Annotated in this window: 14 protein-coding genes and 1 pseudogene; 11 read left to right on the top strand and 4 right to left on the bottom strand. The window is 44.2% G+C overall.

Annotation, left to right across the window (positions count from 1 at the left end):
* Positions 1-2: 2 nt before the first annotated feature.
* On the top strand, positions 3-251 hold the full coding sequence (locus tag RIB93_RS15410) for a helix-turn-helix transcriptional regulator (protein ID WP_446373618.1): 249 nt from the start codon (positions 3-5) through the stop codon (positions 249-251).
* Between the two features lie 180 nt (positions 252-431).
* Complete coding sequence (locus tag RIB93_RS15405) at positions 432-674, top strand: helix-turn-helix transcriptional regulator (protein WP_044208189.1); 243 nt, start codon at positions 432-434, stop codon at positions 672-674.
* Positions 675-1,410: 736 nt separating this feature from the next.
* Here RIB93_RS15405 and RIB93_RS15400 read toward each other — a convergent pair.
* The gene (locus tag RIB93_RS15400; RefSeq protein WP_446373617.1) at positions 1,411-1,740 is read right to left on the bottom strand and encodes a hypothetical protein; all 330 of its coding nucleotides are present in this window, start codon (positions 1,738-1,740) and stop codon (positions 1,411-1,413) included.
* Positions 1,741-2,475: 735 nt separating this feature from the next.
* Between RIB93_RS15400 and glcD the strand changes: the two genes are divergently transcribed.
* The 3 genes from glcD to RIB93_RS15385 all read left to right on the top strand — a co-directional run bounded on the left by glcD (position 2,476) and on the right by RIB93_RS15385 (position 5,310).
* A complete protein-coding gene (gene glcD, locus RIB93_RS15395) occupies positions 2,476-3,948 on the top strand; it encodes a glycolate oxidase subunit GlcD (RefSeq protein WP_446373616.1) in 1,473 nt (490 codons plus the stop codon).
* Between the two features lie 231 nt (positions 3,949-4,179).
* A complete protein-coding gene (locus tag RIB93_RS15390; RefSeq protein ID WP_446373615.1) occupies positions 4,180-4,998 on the top strand; it encodes a hypothetical protein in 819 nt (272 codons plus the stop codon).
* Between the two features lie 24 nt (positions 4,999-5,022).
* The gene (locus RIB93_RS15385) at positions 5,023-5,310 is read left to right on the top strand and encodes a hypothetical protein (protein WP_446373614.1); all 288 of its coding nucleotides are present in this window, start codon (positions 5,023-5,025) and stop codon (positions 5,308-5,310) included.
* A gap of 254 nt (positions 5,311-5,564) precedes the next feature.
* Here RIB93_RS15385 and RIB93_RS15380 read toward each other — a convergent pair whose 3' ends face one another.
* Together RIB93_RS15380 and mnmH are read right to left on the bottom strand one after the other, a co-directional pair.
* Positions 5,565-6,461: an Rpn family recombination-promoting nuclease/putative transposase gene (locus tag RIB93_RS15380; protein ID WP_446373613.1), complete on the bottom strand. Its 897-nt coding sequence runs from the start codon at positions 6,459-6,461 to the stop codon at positions 5,565-5,567.
* 77 nt (positions 6,462-6,538) lie between these two features.
* Entirely contained in the window at positions 6,539-7,585 is a 1,047-nt protein-coding gene (gene mnmH, locus RIB93_RS15375) for a tRNA 2-selenouridine(34) synthase MnmH (RefSeq protein ID WP_446373639.1), read from the bottom strand.
* 154 nt (positions 7,586-7,739) lie between these two features.
* On the opposite strand from mnmH, the gene RIB93_RS15370 reads away from it, so the two are divergent.
* From RIB93_RS15370 to RIB93_RS15350, 5 genes and pseudogenes are all read left to right on the top strand, one after another.
* Complete coding sequence (locus RIB93_RS15370; protein WP_446373612.1) at positions 7,740-9,356, top strand: adenylate/guanylate cyclase domain-containing protein; 1,617 nt, start codon at positions 7,740-7,742, stop codon at positions 9,354-9,356.
* A 294-nt stretch (positions 9,357-9,650) separates the two neighbouring features.
* Entirely contained in the window at positions 9,651-10,613 is a 963-nt protein-coding gene (locus RIB93_RS15365; RefSeq protein ID WP_446373611.1) for a tetratricopeptide repeat protein, read from the top strand.
* A 336-nt stretch (positions 10,614-10,949) separates the two neighbouring features.
* Complete coding sequence (locus RIB93_RS15360; RefSeq protein ID WP_446373610.1) at positions 10,950-12,128, top strand: LOG family protein; 1,179 nt, start codon at positions 10,950-10,952, stop codon at positions 12,126-12,128.
* A gap of 699 nt (positions 12,129-12,827) precedes the next feature.
* Positions 12,828-14,300 carry an alpha-amylase gene (locus tag RIB93_RS15355; protein ID WP_446373609.1) on the top strand — a complete coding sequence of 491 codons (1,473 nt, stop codon included), beginning with the start codon at positions 12,828-12,830 and terminating at the stop codon, positions 14,298-14,300.
* 147 nt (positions 14,301-14,447) lie between these two features.
* Positions 14,448-14,768: pseudogene (locus tag RIB93_RS15350) on the top strand (DJ-1/PfpI family protein); the annotation flags it as partial.
* A 181-nt stretch (positions 14,769-14,949) separates the two neighbouring features.
* On the opposite strand, the gene RIB93_RS15345 reads toward RIB93_RS15350, so the two are convergent.
* Positions 14,950-15,924 (bottom strand): AEC family transporter, encoded by a 975-nt coding sequence (locus tag RIB93_RS15345; RefSeq protein WP_446373608.1) that lies wholly within the window; start codon positions 15,922-15,924, stop codon positions 14,950-14,952.
* A gap of 212 nt (positions 15,925-16,136) precedes the next feature.
* Between RIB93_RS15345 and RIB93_RS15340 the strand changes: the two genes are divergently transcribed.
* Entirely contained in the window at positions 16,137-16,991 is an 855-nt protein-coding gene (locus RIB93_RS15340) for a M15 family metallopeptidase (protein WP_446373607.1), read from the top strand.
* The last annotated feature ends 472 nt before the right edge of the window (positions 16,992-17,463 follow it).

Genomic DNA, 17,463 nt, shown 5'->3' with positions numbered 1-17,463 from the left:
GTATGATAATAGACGATCAGAATCCAGATTTCAACCCCAATGTGCCAACTCTTAAACAAGTTCGTGAACGCTTAGGTATGACCCAAGAGGAGTTTGCAGATGCACTAGGATTATCGCGAAACACGATTAATCGGTACGAACGCGGTATACACCAGCGCATTGCTCTTTCTGTGGGTCAGATCAAACGACTTGTCGAACTCATGAAGCAAGCAGGATTATCAATAGAAGACTTACCCGACGATATCGAATGAGTTAGCATCCGCTAGAGGCTTGAACTATAACTCGTCGTCTTTCCCATCACCTCCTAATCGAGCGTCGTGTGAGAAACTACCCATAGACAGATAGGGAAACAGGAAGTATTGGGACTTCCCCAAACGTTTCCCCATCCTTTTTGTTGTCCAATTAGGACAAGTTGTCCTTTGCTGATTAAAATGGTAGACGATACAGATTGGAATAGCAACCCTCACTTGCCAACTCTTAGACAAGTTCGTGAACGCCTGAATATGACTCAGGAAGAATTTGCGCGTGAACTGGGGACAACAACCAGAACCATTGGACGTCACGAAAGAGGGGAACACAAGCTGAGGCTGACTTTAGGGCAAATCAAACGTTTGAAAGAACTTCTCGAACAAGCAGGAATGTCAATTGATGACTTACCCGACGATATTGATTGAGACGGTATCAGTTCATCGGGTGTCTCAAGACTAGGCAGCAACAGGGATAGAGCAAGACTGAGAGGGTGTGCGATCAGCTTGAGGAGTGCACTTGGCGCGATCGCGCTTTTTGGAGTGGAGAATGCGATCGCTCCAAAAAGCTTTCCCACGTTACCGTTGCTTTATAATCACAGGAGTCTAACCCTAACCAAGGTGCGCTAAAAATTCAATTGACTACTATTGGCTCCTATCAAGTAAAAGTCCAACTTCAATCTGCTGGTGAGCAATTGGCGGTGCTTTCTCCCGGGGGTTTAGTTCGATTTGTGCATTATCGTTTGACGGTGTTGTCTATAAAAAGTACCCAAGTTTATGAGAATTTTAGTAAAACGGATTCATTTATAAAGCTATGATAAATAGAAAGGAATAAAATACAGTATATTGCCTCCGCCAATTCTTTTCATCCGTAAAAACACTTAAAACTAAATCCATTCCTTACTCCTCTAGAAGGGCAGGTTTAGTCAAATTCTTGGACATTGACAAAGCGTTCTCAGTAAAACCCGCCCCTACAGCTTTGCTCCTTCAAAAACAAAAAAAAGGGTAAGAAGCATTATTTAGCTTCTTGCCCCTATCAGCTAGGACATCGGTCAATAAACCGGATTTCTGGGGGTAAAAGGTTGATATGGAGTTGTCATTCTCACGAGAAACCCGGTTTTTAGGAATACTTGACCGACGCTCTAGCCGACAAATATGGCAATATTTAGCAAGACTGCCGATAACGTGCGGCTGTGGCAGCGATAGAACCAATGATTAAGGCAAAACTTATTAGCATAGTGGGTTGGGAAGTAGAACCATCATCATAATTAGGATTATGCCCAGGAATATGAGGCATAGTGCTAATGGGTAATCTCCTATTTGCCTCATTTACTTGAGCGGAAGCGTCATGGGTAAGTGTATTTGTTGATGTGCTGGTGTTATCAAAGGAAATAGCTGAGGCTTGTACCGCGTTGGCTGAAACAAAGCCAGACATGAGGGTAATGCTGGTAGCGAGTAAGCTGGAACTTAGGAGACGTAAAGGTAGTTGTTTCATGTTCAATAGAGGGGGAATAGGTTTAGAAAACTTAGGGTACTCTGGCTTAAAAACGTAATAAGTAGTAATCCCTTATACTTTTCTACTTTACTGAATCCGTGATTGTCTTGTCTATAGAGATTGAAGGATTTTACAGAAGATTCAGCAAGGCTTATAGATTTGTAAATTCTAAGTAAATATGAATTTCAGTTTAATTTATTTTGAAAAAATGATAAATTTAAAAGTCAAGACAAGTAAATTTATGGTGTTCTTCCGGACTTAGTGTGCTAAATACGGAAGACCCAGAGCTATGCGCCGCAAGAGAGCTTGCATTCCGAGGACTATGGAAAGAACGTATACGGGAAGCCTCTTCAGCTAAAGTGATGTCAAGAGTCCAAGGAGCTTGGTTTTCAATCCCCGGCTCTGATGTCAAGTACATTTGTCAAGTACATTTTTTGTCGGTAGTCAAGAATCTGAAACCCCCTATCTATCACCCTTGCTAGAGACAAAAACGGCATAAAGCGAGATTTGTTACGGGTTACAACAAGGGTTGACTAATGAGGCAAGATATGCATAGTTGAAATAAAAGCCTTAATTCCCTAAGAATAGTATTTTATCAACCCTTTTTTGATTGATTAAAAGGGCAGGTTGTGTTGATGGGTTATCGGTTGCCGATAAACTGACCAGCAAAACTCGCCCCTACCGTCTAACGTTTGACGTTTAACTTCCCCGTAGCGGTACTCGTGAAATCGACCTATGTTGACCCAAGCCAAGTCCAAACGGAACTGGAAACCCATTATCAAGGAATTTGAAGCCGTTATTGGTAAAAAGGGTGTAGTTCGCCGCAAGGAGGAATTACTCACCTACGAATGTGATGGATTACCCAGTTATCGCCAACGCCCCGCCTTGGTGGTACTCCCCCGCACTACTGAACAAGTTGCGGCTGCTGTTAAGCTTTGCGATCGCTATAATATCCCTTGGGTGGCGCGAGGTGCAGGTACAGGCTTATCGGGTGGTGCTTTACCCGTAGAAGATTGCGTCTTAATTGTCACCGCCCTGATGAAGCGTATCCTGGATATTGACCACGACAATCAACGCATTGTGGTTCAACCTGGAGTCATTAACAACTGGGTGACTCAAGCCGTAAGTGGCGCAGGATTCTATTATGCCCCAGATCCCTCCAGTCAGATTATATGTTCCATTGGCGGTAATGTGGCTGAAAACTCTGGTGGGGTTCATTGTCTAAAATATGGCGTAACCACAAACCATGTTTTAGGCTTAAAATTGGTGGTTCCCGATGGGTCAATTGTCGATGTCGGTGGCACGGTTCCGGAAATGCCGGGATATGATTTAACGGGGTTATTTGTGGGTTCCGAAGGCACATTAGGAATTGCCACAGAAATTACGCTGCGAATTCTCAAAACCCCAGAATCTATCTGTGTAGTTCTGGCTGATTTTACCAGTATAGAAGCCGCCGGTGCCGCCGTTGCCGATATTATTGGCGCAGGGATTATTCCAGCCGGAATGGAAATGATGGATAATCTCAGCATCAACGCGGTAGAAGATGTGGTGGCGACAGGATGTTATCCCAGAGACGCGGGCGCGATTTTGTTAGTGGAATTGGATGGGTTAGAGGTAGAAGTCAGCACCAACAAAAAGCGGGTGACTCAACTCTGTCAACAGAATGGGGCGCGGACGATTACCACCGCCAGTGACCCAGAAACGCGGTTGAAACTATGGAAAGGACGCAAAGCCGCGTTTGCGGCGGCGGGACATCTGAGTCCGGATTATTTTGTCCAAGATGGGGTGATTCCTCGGACACAGTTAGCGCAGGTACTTAAAGACGTTGAAGCCTTAAGTGACAAGTATGGCTATCGGATTGCCAATGTTTTTCATGCTGGCGATGGCAATTTACATCCTCTGATTCTTTACGATGAATCAATTCCCGGTGCATTTGAGCAGGTGGAAGAATTAGGCGGGGAAATCCTGCGACTTTGTGTAAATGCAGGCGGGAGTATTTCGGGAGAACATGGGATTGGTGCGGATAAGAACTGTTTTATGCCCGATATGTTCAGTGAAGCGGATTTGGAGACTATGAAATGGATTAATCAGGTGTTTAATCCCAAAGGCTTGGCGAATCCCGGAAAAGTATTTCCCACCCCTCGCACCTGTGGGGAAGCCGCGAATGCTCAAAAGTCAGCCCAGTTTAAGGATGTGGAACGGTTTTAAGGTTTGTACTAAGTTTGTAGTAAGCGCTTTAGCGCTATAAACGCTCGCATCTTACGACAAACCTCTAAGAGGTACTTATGTGGGGCGCAAGCCTTCATCCGTATCAACTTAAGGTAGAAAATCAATGATAGTAAAAGAAGGGCGGGTTTAGTTACATTAAGGGTTATCTCCAAAATGTTATCAGTAAAACCCGCCCCTACACCTCCATAACTCCGCCCCTACTCCTTTGATATGAGCCAATCAGAATTCGCCGACAGTATCTTTCCGAGTTCCTATTCCCTAGTCCCAGTTAACTATTTTTTGAGAAAATGTTGGCAATTAAGCTTAGGTTTACTATGGATATTTGTACCCAGTTGGGGTAACACATCTTGCCAAACGTTAGACACAATCCCAACCCCCATTCCAGAAATAAACCTGACGGCTCAATCTGAAACCTCATCAAACTCAGCCGCCCAGGAATTGGAGTTAAATCCAGAGATTATTGAGAATAGTCCCGTATTACAACGCTGGTTGCAAGACGTACCCAATGTTTTAGAGGAAATTCGCCATGAACCAAGTTTTCGCACCCGCTTCCGGTTCGGCTATTCCCAGTTTCCCTCAACTGAACAAGCGGGGGGATTGAATATTGGTGTGGACGATATCTTTATCAATCATAGCGGTTTCACCGTCAGTGGGGATTATCACACCTCATTTAATCGCGATCGCGAAGCTTTTGGTGTAGACTTGCGGTATTATCTGCGTCCTTTAGGAAATTATGTGAATGTGGCTCCCCTGGTGGGTTATCGCTATCTGGAATCAAACGATCATACCACAGATGGCGTAAATCTCGGTGTAAAATTGCAGTTCGTTTTATCTCGCACCGGTGCGGCTGATATTTCCTTAACCCAAAGTTTTGTCTCCCCAGGGAGTGATGATGAAGTCGGTTTAACCACCTTGTCAGTTGGTTATGCTATCACGCCAGACTTGCGCTTATCCACCGATATTCAGAAGCAAAACTCGACAGAAGAAAAAGATAGCCGAGTCGGGATTATACTGGAGTGGATGCCTTAATTTTGCCGCGTTAATATAACCAAGATGCTCAGTGAAAAACGTCGCAGTGGGAAAACCCCAAAATCAAAGAAGCGAAAATTTTCTAGCTTCAATAAAAGCGAGGCATTTCAGTTACTAGGACTCACCGATTTGCTCCCTTGGACTCTACAAACAGAACCTGTTCAACTCAGTGCCTTTTTTCAAGAACATCTTACCCGACTCAACCGCAACTTTGACCTAGAAAGCTATGAAGAGTCTAAAAAGCTTTTAATTGATGCCATCTGCGATGAAGCCATTAACCCCTGTGAGCGTCTCTACGCGGGGAGGGAATAGGCAATAGTCAATTGGCAATAGTGAAGAAAAACGCTTACCTTACAAGGGATTGATCCTTCGACTTCGCGGCAATTGAGCCTGTCGAAATTCAGGGTCAAGCGATTTGAATTTTTCTTTTATGTCCTAACCTTAGTGCGTAGTTAAGCAAGATCCCCGACTTCTCCAAGAAGTCGGGGATCTGTCTATGTACGTCACTTACTTGAAAAGCGCTGTATATATCAAAGATTCGTTTCATCTGTATAACTTTAAGCTGGCTATCTCTCCATCAACCAATTTTCCAAATCTTCCAGACTGTCGAACTCTAAGAAATCTTCTCCTAAACTTTCCAAATCTTCAATAGATAAATTTTCAACTTGACTGCTTGTTTCCACAGGAATTTCTCCAAAACGCTTTTTGAGTAGTCGCAGGATTAATCGCGATTCTCCTTTTTGCTCACCTTTTTGTTCTGCATAAATTATCCGTCCTTTCTCGTCTTGTAACATCATCCCCCGCCTATCTACTATATCCAATTCTTCCACTGTCATATTGGCTTGTTGAGCCAGATTTAAGGCGAATTTTATTTCCGATACTTCTCCTAAACTCTCAGGGATATCCTCCAACATCGCCGCTTCTCGCAGAAAATAAATCCACTTATCTGTCAAACTCGTTAACTCTGAGAGAGTTTTATTAAACTTAGGTAATTCAACAAAGATTAACTGTAATTCCTGATTGAGAATCTCAAACTTTTTCTCTTTCTCCTGAAACACAAATTTATTGATGACATCCTCTGTTTGTTGAAAGAGGATAAAATCGGTAATAGTAACTGCCATGGCTGGATTAAGCCGGGGGTAATCTTCTCCTTTGACTAGCTGGTTGGCATAAGCTTTTGCCAAGTTATAAGCCACCCTTTTGTTGAAAGCAGCCATGGATGCGATTTGCATTTCTATGACCACAATAGAGCCATCAGCTAAAACGGCTTTAACATCTAAATAGGTGTCTTTTAAGCTGAGTATCTGACCGGGATTGTAGGGGTTGAGGATGGTTAAGTCTTTAATGACTGGATTTCCATCATAAACAATAGCATTCAAAAAACTGATTAATATCTCTTTGCTTTGTTCTGAACCAAATATTTTCTTAAAAGCATAGTCTACTTTTGGGCTAATAAATCTCATACTTGACTCCTTTGTTTATCCCTATATTATTTAATATATTTTATGCGATCCCTGACCTACTTCCATACCTGTTCTGATTACTCAACCGACTCAAGCAACGCTTCTACCGTAGTATCCGATACCTGATCAATCTCTATAATCCGTGAGGCGTCTTGGTACAGATGCCCAATTGAACGACGGTAGGCTGGGTCATAGTGGTGACTCAGCAATTCTCCGACTAATGTATGCCATTGTTCGGTGTCAATTAAATGATACCAATGCTGAATTTTTTTCCCACCAAAGCGCGATTTCAAGAACCCTAGCTTGCGTTTCAATACGTCAGGATGGGTGATGAAGTGGGGATACTCTTGCAGCAACCGTTCGATTCTAACCGCTTGGGGGAGTTGAATTTCAATACAGTTCGCCTGCTTCATCTGTTGCCAAAGAGAGGGGGGCAAATAACGCTGTCCAATTTTATTGCTTTCGGCTTCTACCCAAATCGGCTGACTGGGGTCAAAGCGTTGTAACGCCAACAGGAGTAAGGATTCAAACTGTTTTTGTGAGGGTTGAGGGGTTGGTTCATCTTGCCACTGTTGACCCAGTAGGGAACCGCGATGATTTGCCAAACCTTCTAAATCAAGGACTTGGACGCCGCGTTGCGCTAACTGGTGTAAAATATAGGTTTTCCCGCTACCCGTGAAACCGGATAACACCTGAAATGTAAACTGGGGCGGTAACCTTTCGAGTTGCTGGCACACATAAGCACGATAGGTTTTATAGCCACCTTCTAGAACAGTCACTCGCCAGCCAATTTGATTTAAGACGCCAGCCAGACTATGAGAACGTTGACCGCCACGCCAGCAGTACACCAGAGGATGGTAGTCTTTGTCTTTAGCGGCAAAGTGAGACTCAAGATGTTGAGCAATGTTACCAGCAACCAGGGCGGCACCGAGTTTCCGGGCTTGGAAAGGGGAGACTTGTTTGTAAAGCGTTCCCACTTTCGCCCGTTGTTCATCATCGAGGACGGGTAGGTTGATTGCTTGGGGTAGATGATCCTCAGCAAACTCACTGGGACTGCGAACATCAATAATTTCAGTATAGGTTTCTAGCCAAGGTGCTTGAGTGTATGTGAGCGATCGCGCCATGCTGATTTGTCTAAAGTGGTGGATAAAGTCCCGATTGCCAACCTTTTCTAGTGTATCGGAAGCCGCAGGCGGGAGATTGACCACAAGCGACTGGGAGCAACTCTCCAGCATTCGCTATCTTGAATGAAAGGATCATTAAGGGTGAGGATGGGGCGTGTCTTACTTAATTTACGATCCCGATACTCCTAATCAAAAAGTTTATACTTTGGAGTCGGGGATTAATACCATCGGGCGTGAAGACGATAACACAATTGTCGTACTTCATGGGTATCTCTCTCGTCACCATGCCCAAATCGTTATTTGCTCAGACTCAGAGAGTGCCACACTGACGGATCTGGAAAGTCTCAATGGCACGTTTGTTAACGAGTGTAAAATTGAGGAATGTCAAATCAAGCATGGGGATTTAATTCGCTTTGGTAGTGTGTTTTTCAAATTTGTGAAAACCTTTCCCACTCCTCAACAAAAACCGATCAATGACGATACCTCGAATCTTTCGATTCTCCGGCAGGTTGCGCCTGAGAAAACGCGGATCACGATGCGAGAATTACTGCAACCTGATCAAGCAGAACATTCAGTTCTCAAACTCCGCGACCAAGATGCTCATCAGCGATCGGTTAATAAATTGCAAATTTTGCTAGAGGTGAGCAAACAGCTTTCCTCTCCTGAAGAATCTGACCGACTGATGCAAAAAATTTTGGATCTGTTGTTTGAGATCATGCAGGTGGATCGGGCAGCAATTTTGATGGTTGATGAACAGACCGGAAAATTGGAACAGAAAGCGGTAAAACTGCAATCTGATTATCAAGATAATACTCAGTTTTACAGCAAACGGATTGCTAATTTTGTTCGCAAGCAAGGCAATGGCATCTTAACGGATGATGCCCGAATTGATACATTGTTTAACGATTCCGTCTCGATTCTCAAACAAGGGATTCACGCCGCGATGTGTGTTCCGCTCAAACCGAGAGATACGGTTATCGGTGTTTTGTATGTGGATAATTTATCGATGACGAATCTCTATTCTGAGGAAGACTTGGAGTTCTTAACCTGTCTGGCAAACCAAGCCGCGATCGCGATCGAAAATTCTCGCCTTTATACCCAGATGGAGGCGGAGGCGGTGATGCGAGATAAACTGGAACGGTTCTTTCCGCGAACGGTGAGTCGTAAGCTGCGGGAGGAAGGCAATTTAGAAATTGTTGATACAGAAGTAACAGCGCTGTTTGCGGATATTAGTAACTTTACTAAAATGTCCTCCCAAATGGAACCTCGGCAAATTATTGAAATGCTGAATGAGTATTTCCAGGTGATGGTTGAGGAGATTGTTTTCCCCTATGAAGGAACATTAGAAAAATATATTGGTGATGCATTGCTAGCGGTTTGGGGCGCTCCCTATCGCAAACCCAATGATGTCGATTTAGCTGTAAAAGCCGCGATTGATATGCAATGGGCAGTTCGCCGTTTAAATCAAGTATGGATTCAACGCAAAAGACGACCGATTCAAATTCACATTGGCTTAAATACGGGGAACGTGGCGGCGGGAAATATCGGTTCGGCAAAACTGATTCAATATGCCACGATTGGTGATACCACGAATGTGACCAGTCGGATTTGTAATTTAGCCAAACCCAATGAAATTTTAATCGCTCAAAGTACGTTAGATAAACTCAATGACCGAACGATTCCTGTGGAAAAAATGCCGCCGATGCGGGTTAAGGGAAAATCTAAACCGTTAGATTTATATCGAGTTCTTTGGTATAAAACGAACAAATAAAATGGGATATAAAACTGGTAAAAATCAAGGTTTTCTGAATAATTATTGTGGTGGAGTGAAGCAGGAAAGAGGCAAAAGAGAATCGCCGTAGTGTGAGCGTCTCGCTCGCTATTGGGTAGGGCTTTTTATCTATCGAGTTTAAACTGATTGAATATTTAAAAAAATTCCTTTAAGATCTAAAATTGATTGGGACTGTATTCCAGAATCAATGGAGGTTATACATTGAAGCGTCTTGGCAAAATCCTTAAATTAACCGGGGTTGTTCTCGCTTTTATCGTAAGCAGTTTTGGACTAATGATAATTTTAGGCTTGATATTACCTGCTGTTTTGGAATACAAGCGTAATCTGGCAATTAATTATAATCGAAAAGCCAAAAAGCTTTATCAAACCAGACAGTATGAGCAGGCAATTGAAATTTATAACCAAGCGATTCAAGTTTATCCAAACTTAGCCTCATCTTACTACAATCGTGGCAATTGCTTTTTTGCTATAAATGATTATCAACAAGTCTTGCAAAATTATAATCATGCCATAAAACTTAATTCCAACTATCCGCAAGCCTATAATAGTCGAGGTAATACTTACTACTTATTAGCAGATTATGTTCAGGCGATCGCGGATTATACGCAAGCGATTAAATGTAATCCTAACTATGAGCAGGCTTACTATAATCGCGGCAATGCTTACTATAATTTAAGCGAGTATAGAAAGGCGTTGGCAGATTTTAGTCAGGCAATTCAACTCAATCCTAATTATACCGAAAGTTATAATAACCTTGGTAATACTTATATTGCATTGAATCAATATCAACAAGCGATTGAAAGCTATGATAAAGCAATCAATATTAATCCTAGCTATGCTCAAGCTTATAATAACCGAGGCAATGGATACTACTATTTAAATAATTTTGTTAAAGCCATTGGCAATTATGCTAAAGCCATTGCTGTGGATAGTCAAAATTATGAAGCCTATAATAATCGAGGGAATGCCTATTACGCGCTACAAAAGTATAAAGAGGCACTCAAGAATTATAACCAAGCATTGACCCTTTGCCCGAATCATATTGAAACGTATTACAATCGCGGATTAGCCCAGACTAAATTGAGACAAAAACAAGAAGCGATCGCGGACTTGCAGAAAGCGGTTCAATTGGCGCAGCAGCAGGAAAATCAGCTATTGCTGGAGGTGATTAAAGACGCAATTGAGAAACTGCAAATTAATCAAGAGATTCCCAATGTTTTACCCAGTCAAAGCTAAGAATAGTTGAGTGTATAGACGCACCATGGCGCGTCTGTAGGGGCGGGTTTCACTACCATCATTACTTCCCTCACCTAGATGTGACTAAACCCGCCCATTGAGTGTTACCAAATAAACAGTGGGCGAATGAAATGATGTTGACGCAATCAGCGGTGATCAACACGATATAGGTAAGAAAAATTAAAGTTAACGACAGGGATCATTATTTGTCTTAATGTAGGTAGGGGCGACCCGCTGCATCAATGAACAATACTTGTCCACTCAATGGACTCGGGTCGCCCTATCTTCACCCCCTCGGTAACAGAGACTATTTATTGCCGTTTATTCAAAAAGAACATGTCACGTCAACCTCAGCCCTCAGCCACTCATCGCCAACCCAATCCAATAATTCCTCTAGAAATTGAATCCCTAGAGGAATTTGACCAGTACCTTAAAGACAAACAAAGTCTTGCCAATGTTGTTTTTCAAAGCTTGGATTTAACCGCGTATGCTGAAACCTTAAAAAAATATGACTTAACCAATACTGTCTTTTTAGGTTGTCATCTGACACCAGATACCTTAACCTATATCTTAAATACAGGCGGATTAGTTTTTCCGCCTCTAACATTTGTTCCCTACAATGCCTATCGTAACCGTCTTTATTCTCCCGATGAATTAATGGGAGAGTATCAAGTTGGCGTGACAGGAAGCTATCAGAATACCCTGGACGGTCGAGTCTATGACCATTATGTAAAAAATGGCAAAGATCACCCTGCCAGTATTTTGGAAACCCTCGCCCAACGGTTACATGATCATGCGATTACCGATGCTTTAGAAGAACTAATTGATGGGCGAAAGGTTGTAGCAATAATGGGCGGACATTCCCTAAAACGGAGTGATCCCAACTATATCAAAGTGGCGCAAATTTCTGGAGAATTGACCCGTCGCGGCTATTTAATGACCAGTGGTGGTGGACCCGGTGCCATGGAAGCCACCCATTTAGGTGCATGGTTTGCCTATCGTTCCCAGGTGGAATTAGAGGATGCGGTGGAGATTCTAGCGGCTGCACCGATTTATAAGCCCATGGAACAATGGTTAGATACCGCCTTTGCGGTGAAACAAAAATACCCACTTCAGGATAAAAATGGGAAATATCCAGAGAGTTTAGGGATTCCTACATGGTTGTATGGTCACGAACCGCCCACCATTTTCGCCACCCACATTGCCAAACTCTTTGCTAATAGTATCCGGGAAGAAGGGTTACTCGCGATCGCGAAATATGGGGTAATCTATTCTCCAGGGAGTGCCGGAACCATTCAAGAAATCTTCCAAGACGCTTGTCAGAACCATTACAACTCCTTTGGTGTGGTGAGTCCGATGATTTTCTTAGGCGAAGATTACTGGAAATGTAAAAAACCCGTGTTTCCGTTATTGGCGCAATTAGCGGCGGGGAGAGAATACAGTTCCCTGTTGGCAATTACTGATTCTGTTGATGAGGTGATTCAACAAATTGAACAATTTGCCGCCACACTATAACTAATTTTGTGTTAAAGACCTGTAGGGGCGACCCGCTGCATCAATGAACAACACTCGTCCACTCAATTCACTCGGGTCGCCCTATCTCCACCTCTCGGTAACAAAAAATCCTCGAAGATTAAGCCAATCTTTAATTTGATTGACAAAAGGACGGCAATTCGGTTGACTCATTCTCAGAGGAAACGAACGCCGTCCAGTCTTCGTTCAGGGTTCATCGTTATAGCGCTACGCGCTAGGCAATAGGCAACGTGAAACGTATTACCCGGTCAGATTGGTAGGGTGGGCAAGGCTTATAAACCTTGACATTTTAATATTATCGTTCCTTGTTCTTGCCCACCTCACAGTAATGTGAAACGTATTACCAGTACAGCAAGATACGAGTTGACGATATTAGATGAACAGGTGAAAGCGGCGGGGAAACGACAAATTGATTTAGCCACTCATCCTCTCTTCCATAAATGCAGATGATTAATAATGTGATTGATATGCAAGGGAACGTCATTGCCAAACTATTTAAACTTTTGATAGACCGTAGGGTGGGCATTGCCCACCATCCTGCAGTCAGTACCATTCAACTGAAGTGAAAACATCTCCAATCCCTTGAGACAATCCCCACCCTAACCCTCCCCTTGGCAAGGGGAGGGAACCAGGAGGGAACTAAATTTCCCCTTTCCGTTGTAAAAAAAAGAGAGGCTCAACATGCCAATTAACGGCACAATAATGCAATATTTCCACTGGTACATTGACCCCAATCTAATCCTGTGGAATGACGTTAAAACCAAAGCGCAAGAATTAGCCGATGCTGGATTCACCGCGTTGTGGCTACCTCCCGCCTACAAGGGAATGGGAGGCACTTATGATGTCGGCTACGCCGTGTATGATATGTATGATCTAGGGGAATTTGATCAACATGGCACTGTTCGCACTAAATACGGAACTCGCGAACAATATTTAGACGCGATAAACGCCTTACACGAATCAGGAATACAAGCCTACGCTGATACGGTTCTGAATCATCGCATGGGAGGTGAGGCGACAGAGATTGCCCGCGCTACTCCCTTTAATGAATATGATCGCCTGCATCCCAAAGGTTGGACAAGGGATATTAAAGCCTACACCCATTTTAAGTTTCCGGGGCGTCAGGGCAAGTATTCTAACTTTGAATGGCATTGGTGGCATTTTGATGCGGTGGATTACGACGATTACACCAAGAAACCGAATACGCTTTATCTCTTTGAGGGGAAAGCCTTTGATGATTATGTGGCGTTAGAAAAAGGGAACTTTGCCTATTTAATGGGATGTGATCTGGATTTTCAGAGTCAAGACGTGCGTGATGAAGTCACTCGTTGGGGCAAATGGTATCTTGACACCACAGGCGCTGATGGTTTCCGTCTGGATGCGATTAAACATATTTCATCCTGGTTTTTCCCCCAATGGCTGGATGAGATGCGGTATCATGCGGGTAAGGATTTGTTTGTGGTGGGTGAATATTGGTTAAACAATATTGACACCTTGCATTGGTATATCAATGCCGTTAATGGCAAAATGTCGGTCTTTGATGTACCACTCCACTACAATTTTTATTACGCTAGCCGATCCGGTGGACATTATGACATGGGGAGTATCCTCAACGGCACTTTGATGCAGCAACGTCCCACCCATGCAGTTACGTTTGTGGAAAACCATGATTCGCAACCGTTACAGTCATTAGAAGCCCCCGTAGAACCCTGGTTTAAGCCCTTAGCTTACGCGATAATTTTATTACGCCGCGAGGGTTATCCTTGTGTATTTTATGCCGATTATTACGGTGCAGAATACGAGGATTATGGCAAAGATGGCAATCGGTATAAGATTTTTCTTCCCTCTCACCGTTGGATTATTGACAAACTCCTCTATGCTCGCAAAGAGTATGCTTACGGGGATCAATATGATTACTTTGATCACTACAATACAATTGGTTGGACGCGCTTAGGGGATCATGCCCATCCGAAAGCCATGGCAGTGATTATGAGTGATAGTGTGCCGGGTTATAAGTGGATGGAAGTAGGCAAACCCAATGCCAAGTTCTATGATTTAACCGAACATCTGAAGGAACCTATTTACACCAATGAATGGGGGTGGGCAGAGTTTCGGTGTAATGGTGGTTCGGTTTCGGTTTGGGTTCAAGAATAAGCCTGATGTGGCTCATAAGGTTTATAGATGTTGGGTTTCGTACCTCAACCCAACCTACGGCGATCGCACACTGCAACAGGACACCCCTTTTAGGGGAGTAGGTTCAACGCTAGGATCAAGGATAATCATCATTGGAAGCGATCGCGATATATCCGCCTAAATGAGACGGTTCTAGAGATAACCCGTCACTTTGCCCAAGCCAATAAACCCATCGCCTCTATTTGTCACGGATTGCAGGTATTAGCCGCCGCTGGTGTGCTAGAAGGAAAAAGCTGTACCGCGTATCCAGCTTGTGGACCCGATGTAAAATCAGCAGGCGGATTATATACCAACATTCCGGTTAATGAAGCCATGGTTGATGACAATTTAGTCACCGCCCCCGCTTGGCCCGCACACCCGGCTTGGTTAGCCGAGTTTCTGAAATTGTTGGGGACAAAAATCGAACATCAACAGATGGCGGCGGTTTAACTGAGGAGAAATAACACTGAAAAGCGTGCAGGTTTGGATTGTCGAAACCCTATACCGTAGCCAGTAGGGTGGGCATTGCCCACCAGCCCAAATTTCAGTACCATTCAACATAGGATCACAGGCAAAGCATCCTCAAGGACATTCCCTTCTCAGACTGGGGAACGAGGCTAACGAGGCTAGGCTACGCCCCAAATAAAAGTAACCAAATCGGTAAGGTAAGTAAAAGTCCTATCGAACCAACCGCCAGTGCTGTCACAGTTAACTCGCGATCAAGTTCATAAACTTCCGCGATAACTAAAGTGGCAAAGGCTGGCGGCATTGCCATTTGCAGGACGATCGCGAATTGCGGCTTACCAACTATACCAAACTGTGATAAAGCCATACCTAACACCAAAGGAATCAGTAACATTTTAATGCCCAGACCCACCCCCGCTTGTTTAACTTTGCGCCAAGACGCCAACTGACTCAAGCGCATACCAATCAGAACCAGTGAAAGCGCGATCGCACTCCAGGCAAATTTTTCCATACCCTCCTCCAGCCATCCCGGTAACGGAACCTGACGCAACCCCAATCCGATGCCCATACTCCACAGCGCCGGATTAATCACCAGCGATCGCACTAACTGCCCATGACTCTTCTCACCCTGACCAAAACGTGCGGCTAACACTACCCCTAAACCATAAGCGCCCAGTAACGTTCCCAGCATGTCATAAAATAGCGCCCAACCAAAATAGTTTTTTCCCAACAAGGTTAGATTAACGGGAAACCCCAAATACCCTGTATTTCCTACCATCGACGCCAGCAAGAAACTCCCTTGAGTCGGTTTAGTCCACCCAGATGGAGTATCATTTGTCAAGCCTTTATTCGCGGCAAACTTCCCGCCACCCTTCATCCAAAACCAAGCCAATCCTGCGCCCGATAAAATCGCCACCCAAGCCGCGATCGGAGCAATCCAAATCTTTCCCGATAGATCCGCACCCCGCAGAAACGTAATAATACTGATAGGAACTCCAATCCAGAACAGAAATTGACCAATAAAGGTTGGTATCCACCGGGGCATTAACCGTCCCAACACCCATCCGAGTAGCACACCACCCCCTAGCTGGAGGTAAAGTTGAAACAAGGGTCGTAAACGCTCTGGATCTAAGCTGGGCATTAGAGATGATTAAACAGACAACGGTTTTGATGATAAGTCAGTCTCCAAGAACAGATCTGTAGGGTGGGCAAGAGGATAAAGAAAAGAAACGCTTATACTATCGTTAGTTACTCTTGCCCACCTCAGCGTAATTTGAAGTATGTTACCAGTGGGGCAGATTGCAGTTCAAATAGGTTCCCCGTTCAAGAATTAGCACCTTCAGGAGTGGAGTTTTGAATACCCCCGATTTTCCAGGAGAACCCGTCAACCTATCCGAATCAACAGAGGAGGATATTCCCGTAGCTGTCAGAGATACACCCGACACCCGACAGCGATCGCGGTTACAGCCGTTTCTAATTATCCTGGTAGTATTAGGAGGCGGCGCGATCGTTTTGGGGCTAATCCTCTCCTCGTCCACTTCACAATCCCCTCAAACGGTTACAGCTTCCCCACAACCCACGACAACAGATACCTCCACCCCAACGACTCCAGAGGAGAGTGAGAACGACGTTGATAATCTTCTAGGACACCTTCCCTACGAAGAAGCGCCCCTATCTGAACTCGAACCCATTACCTCAGATGGTCGCATTCAACTCCGGGAAGCAGCGGCAAAGAAATTTAAAGCGATGAGGGCAGCCGCTCAAGCCGATGGCATCGTATTAGTAGCAATATCGGGCTATCGTACATCCGAACAGCAGCAGCATCTCTTTTTTGACATCAAAGCCCAACGGGGACAAGTGGCGACACAACGGGCTGAAGTTAGTGCGCCTCCCGGTTACAGCGAACATCACACTGGTTATGCGGTCGATATTGGCGATGGTAGAACACCTGCCACAAATCTGAACACCAATTTTGAGAATACAGCGGCGTTTAAGTGGCTGGAAGAGAATGCCGCTTACTATAGCTTTGAGTTATCCTTTCCCAAAGGAAATCCCCAAGGTGTGAGTTATGAACCATGGCATTGGCGCTTTGTCGGAGATCCAGATAGTTTAGAAACCTTCTACAAAGCCCAAAATTTGGATCGTCCTGATTCTGAACCGTCTCCTTCTCCCTCAGAACCAGAGGATGACTCTAGTACAAGGGAATAGAGAACAGGGAATAGAGAACAGGGAAAGGTTGTTGTAGTGCGAGCGTCTCGCTCGCTATTTTGTCTCGCTCGCTATTTTGTATAGTTTTTTATCCCAAGAGGGAAGAGGAAGGAACGGAAAACAGTAAAGAATGTCCTAAGCGATCGCGTGTTTATTCATGGTATAGTTTTCATCTATGAAAATGTGCCTGCCTACAGCTCTCATCAACCGTAAGCCGTAGGGTGGTTTAAGCGGTATTCAATTGAGAGAACAAATCATTTAATTTCCTATCCGCTGTAACCCACCAAGTTTTTTAAGTGATCGCACCCAAGACTCGCATTGTGGCGATATGGGGTAGGATTGAGCTGATGATGGGGAAATTGGGTTCTCAGTGAGTCTAAACTCGGTTATCTGTTTCTGTTATAATTTTTCCAAATCGGGAGAGTCCATTATGCAAATCACAGCGATTAAACGCGGTCAAACGTTAGAATTT

Origin of the sequence: Coleofasciculus sp. D1-CHI-01 (genome assembly GCF_040218875.1) — a bacterium.
Classification (GTDB): Bacteria; Cyanobacteriota; Cyanobacteriia; order Cyanobacteriales; family Coleofasciculaceae; genus Coleofasciculus.
This window is presented reverse-complemented; position numbering and strand designations above follow the sequence as displayed.

What these genes read in the sequence shown, in the direction of transcription:
- RIB93_RS15410 (WP_446373618.1), top strand. Translation starts at nt 3, where the DNA reads ATGATAATAGACGATCAGAATCCAGATTTCAACCCCAATGTGCCAACT.
- RIB93_RS15405 (WP_044208189.1), top strand. Translation starts at nt 432, where the DNA reads ATGGTAGACGATACAGATTGGAATAGCAACCCTCACTTGCCAACTCTT.
- RIB93_RS15400 (WP_446373617.1), bottom strand. Translation starts at nt 1,740, where the DNA reads ATGAAACAACTACCTTTACGTCTCCTAAGTTCCAGCTTACTCGCTACC.
- glcD (WP_446373616.1), top strand. Translation starts at nt 2,476, where the DNA reads ATGTTGACCCAAGCCAAGTCCAAACGGAACTGGAAACCCATTATCAAG.
- RIB93_RS15390 (WP_446373615.1), top strand. Translation starts at nt 4,180, where the DNA reads ATGAGCCAATCAGAATTCGCCGACAGTATCTTTCCGAGTTCCTATTCC.
- RIB93_RS15385 (WP_446373614.1), top strand. Translation starts at nt 5,023, where the DNA reads ATGCTCAGTGAAAAACGTCGCAGTGGGAAAACCCCAAAATCAAAGAAG.
- RIB93_RS15380 (WP_446373613.1), bottom strand. Translation starts at nt 6,461, where the DNA reads ATGAGATTTATTAGCCCAAAAGTAGACTATGCTTTTAAGAAAATATTT.
- mnmH (WP_446373639.1), bottom strand. Translation starts at nt 7,585, where the DNA reads ATGGCGCGATCGCTCACATACACTCAAGCACCTTGGCTAGAAACCTAT.
- RIB93_RS15365 (WP_446373611.1), top strand. Translation starts at nt 9,651, where the DNA reads ATGATAATTTTAGGCTTGATATTACCTGCTGTTTTGGAATACAAGCGT.
- RIB93_RS15360 (WP_446373610.1), top strand. Translation starts at nt 10,950, where the DNA reads ATGTCACGTCAACCTCAGCCCTCAGCCACTCATCGCCAACCCAATCCA.
- RIB93_RS15355 (WP_446373609.1), top strand. Translation starts at nt 12,828, where the DNA reads ATGCCAATTAACGGCACAATAATGCAATATTTCCACTGGTACATTGAC.
- RIB93_RS15345 (WP_446373608.1), bottom strand. Translation starts at nt 15,924, where the DNA reads ATGCCCAGCTTAGATCCAGAGCGTTTACGACCCTTGTTTCAACTTTAC.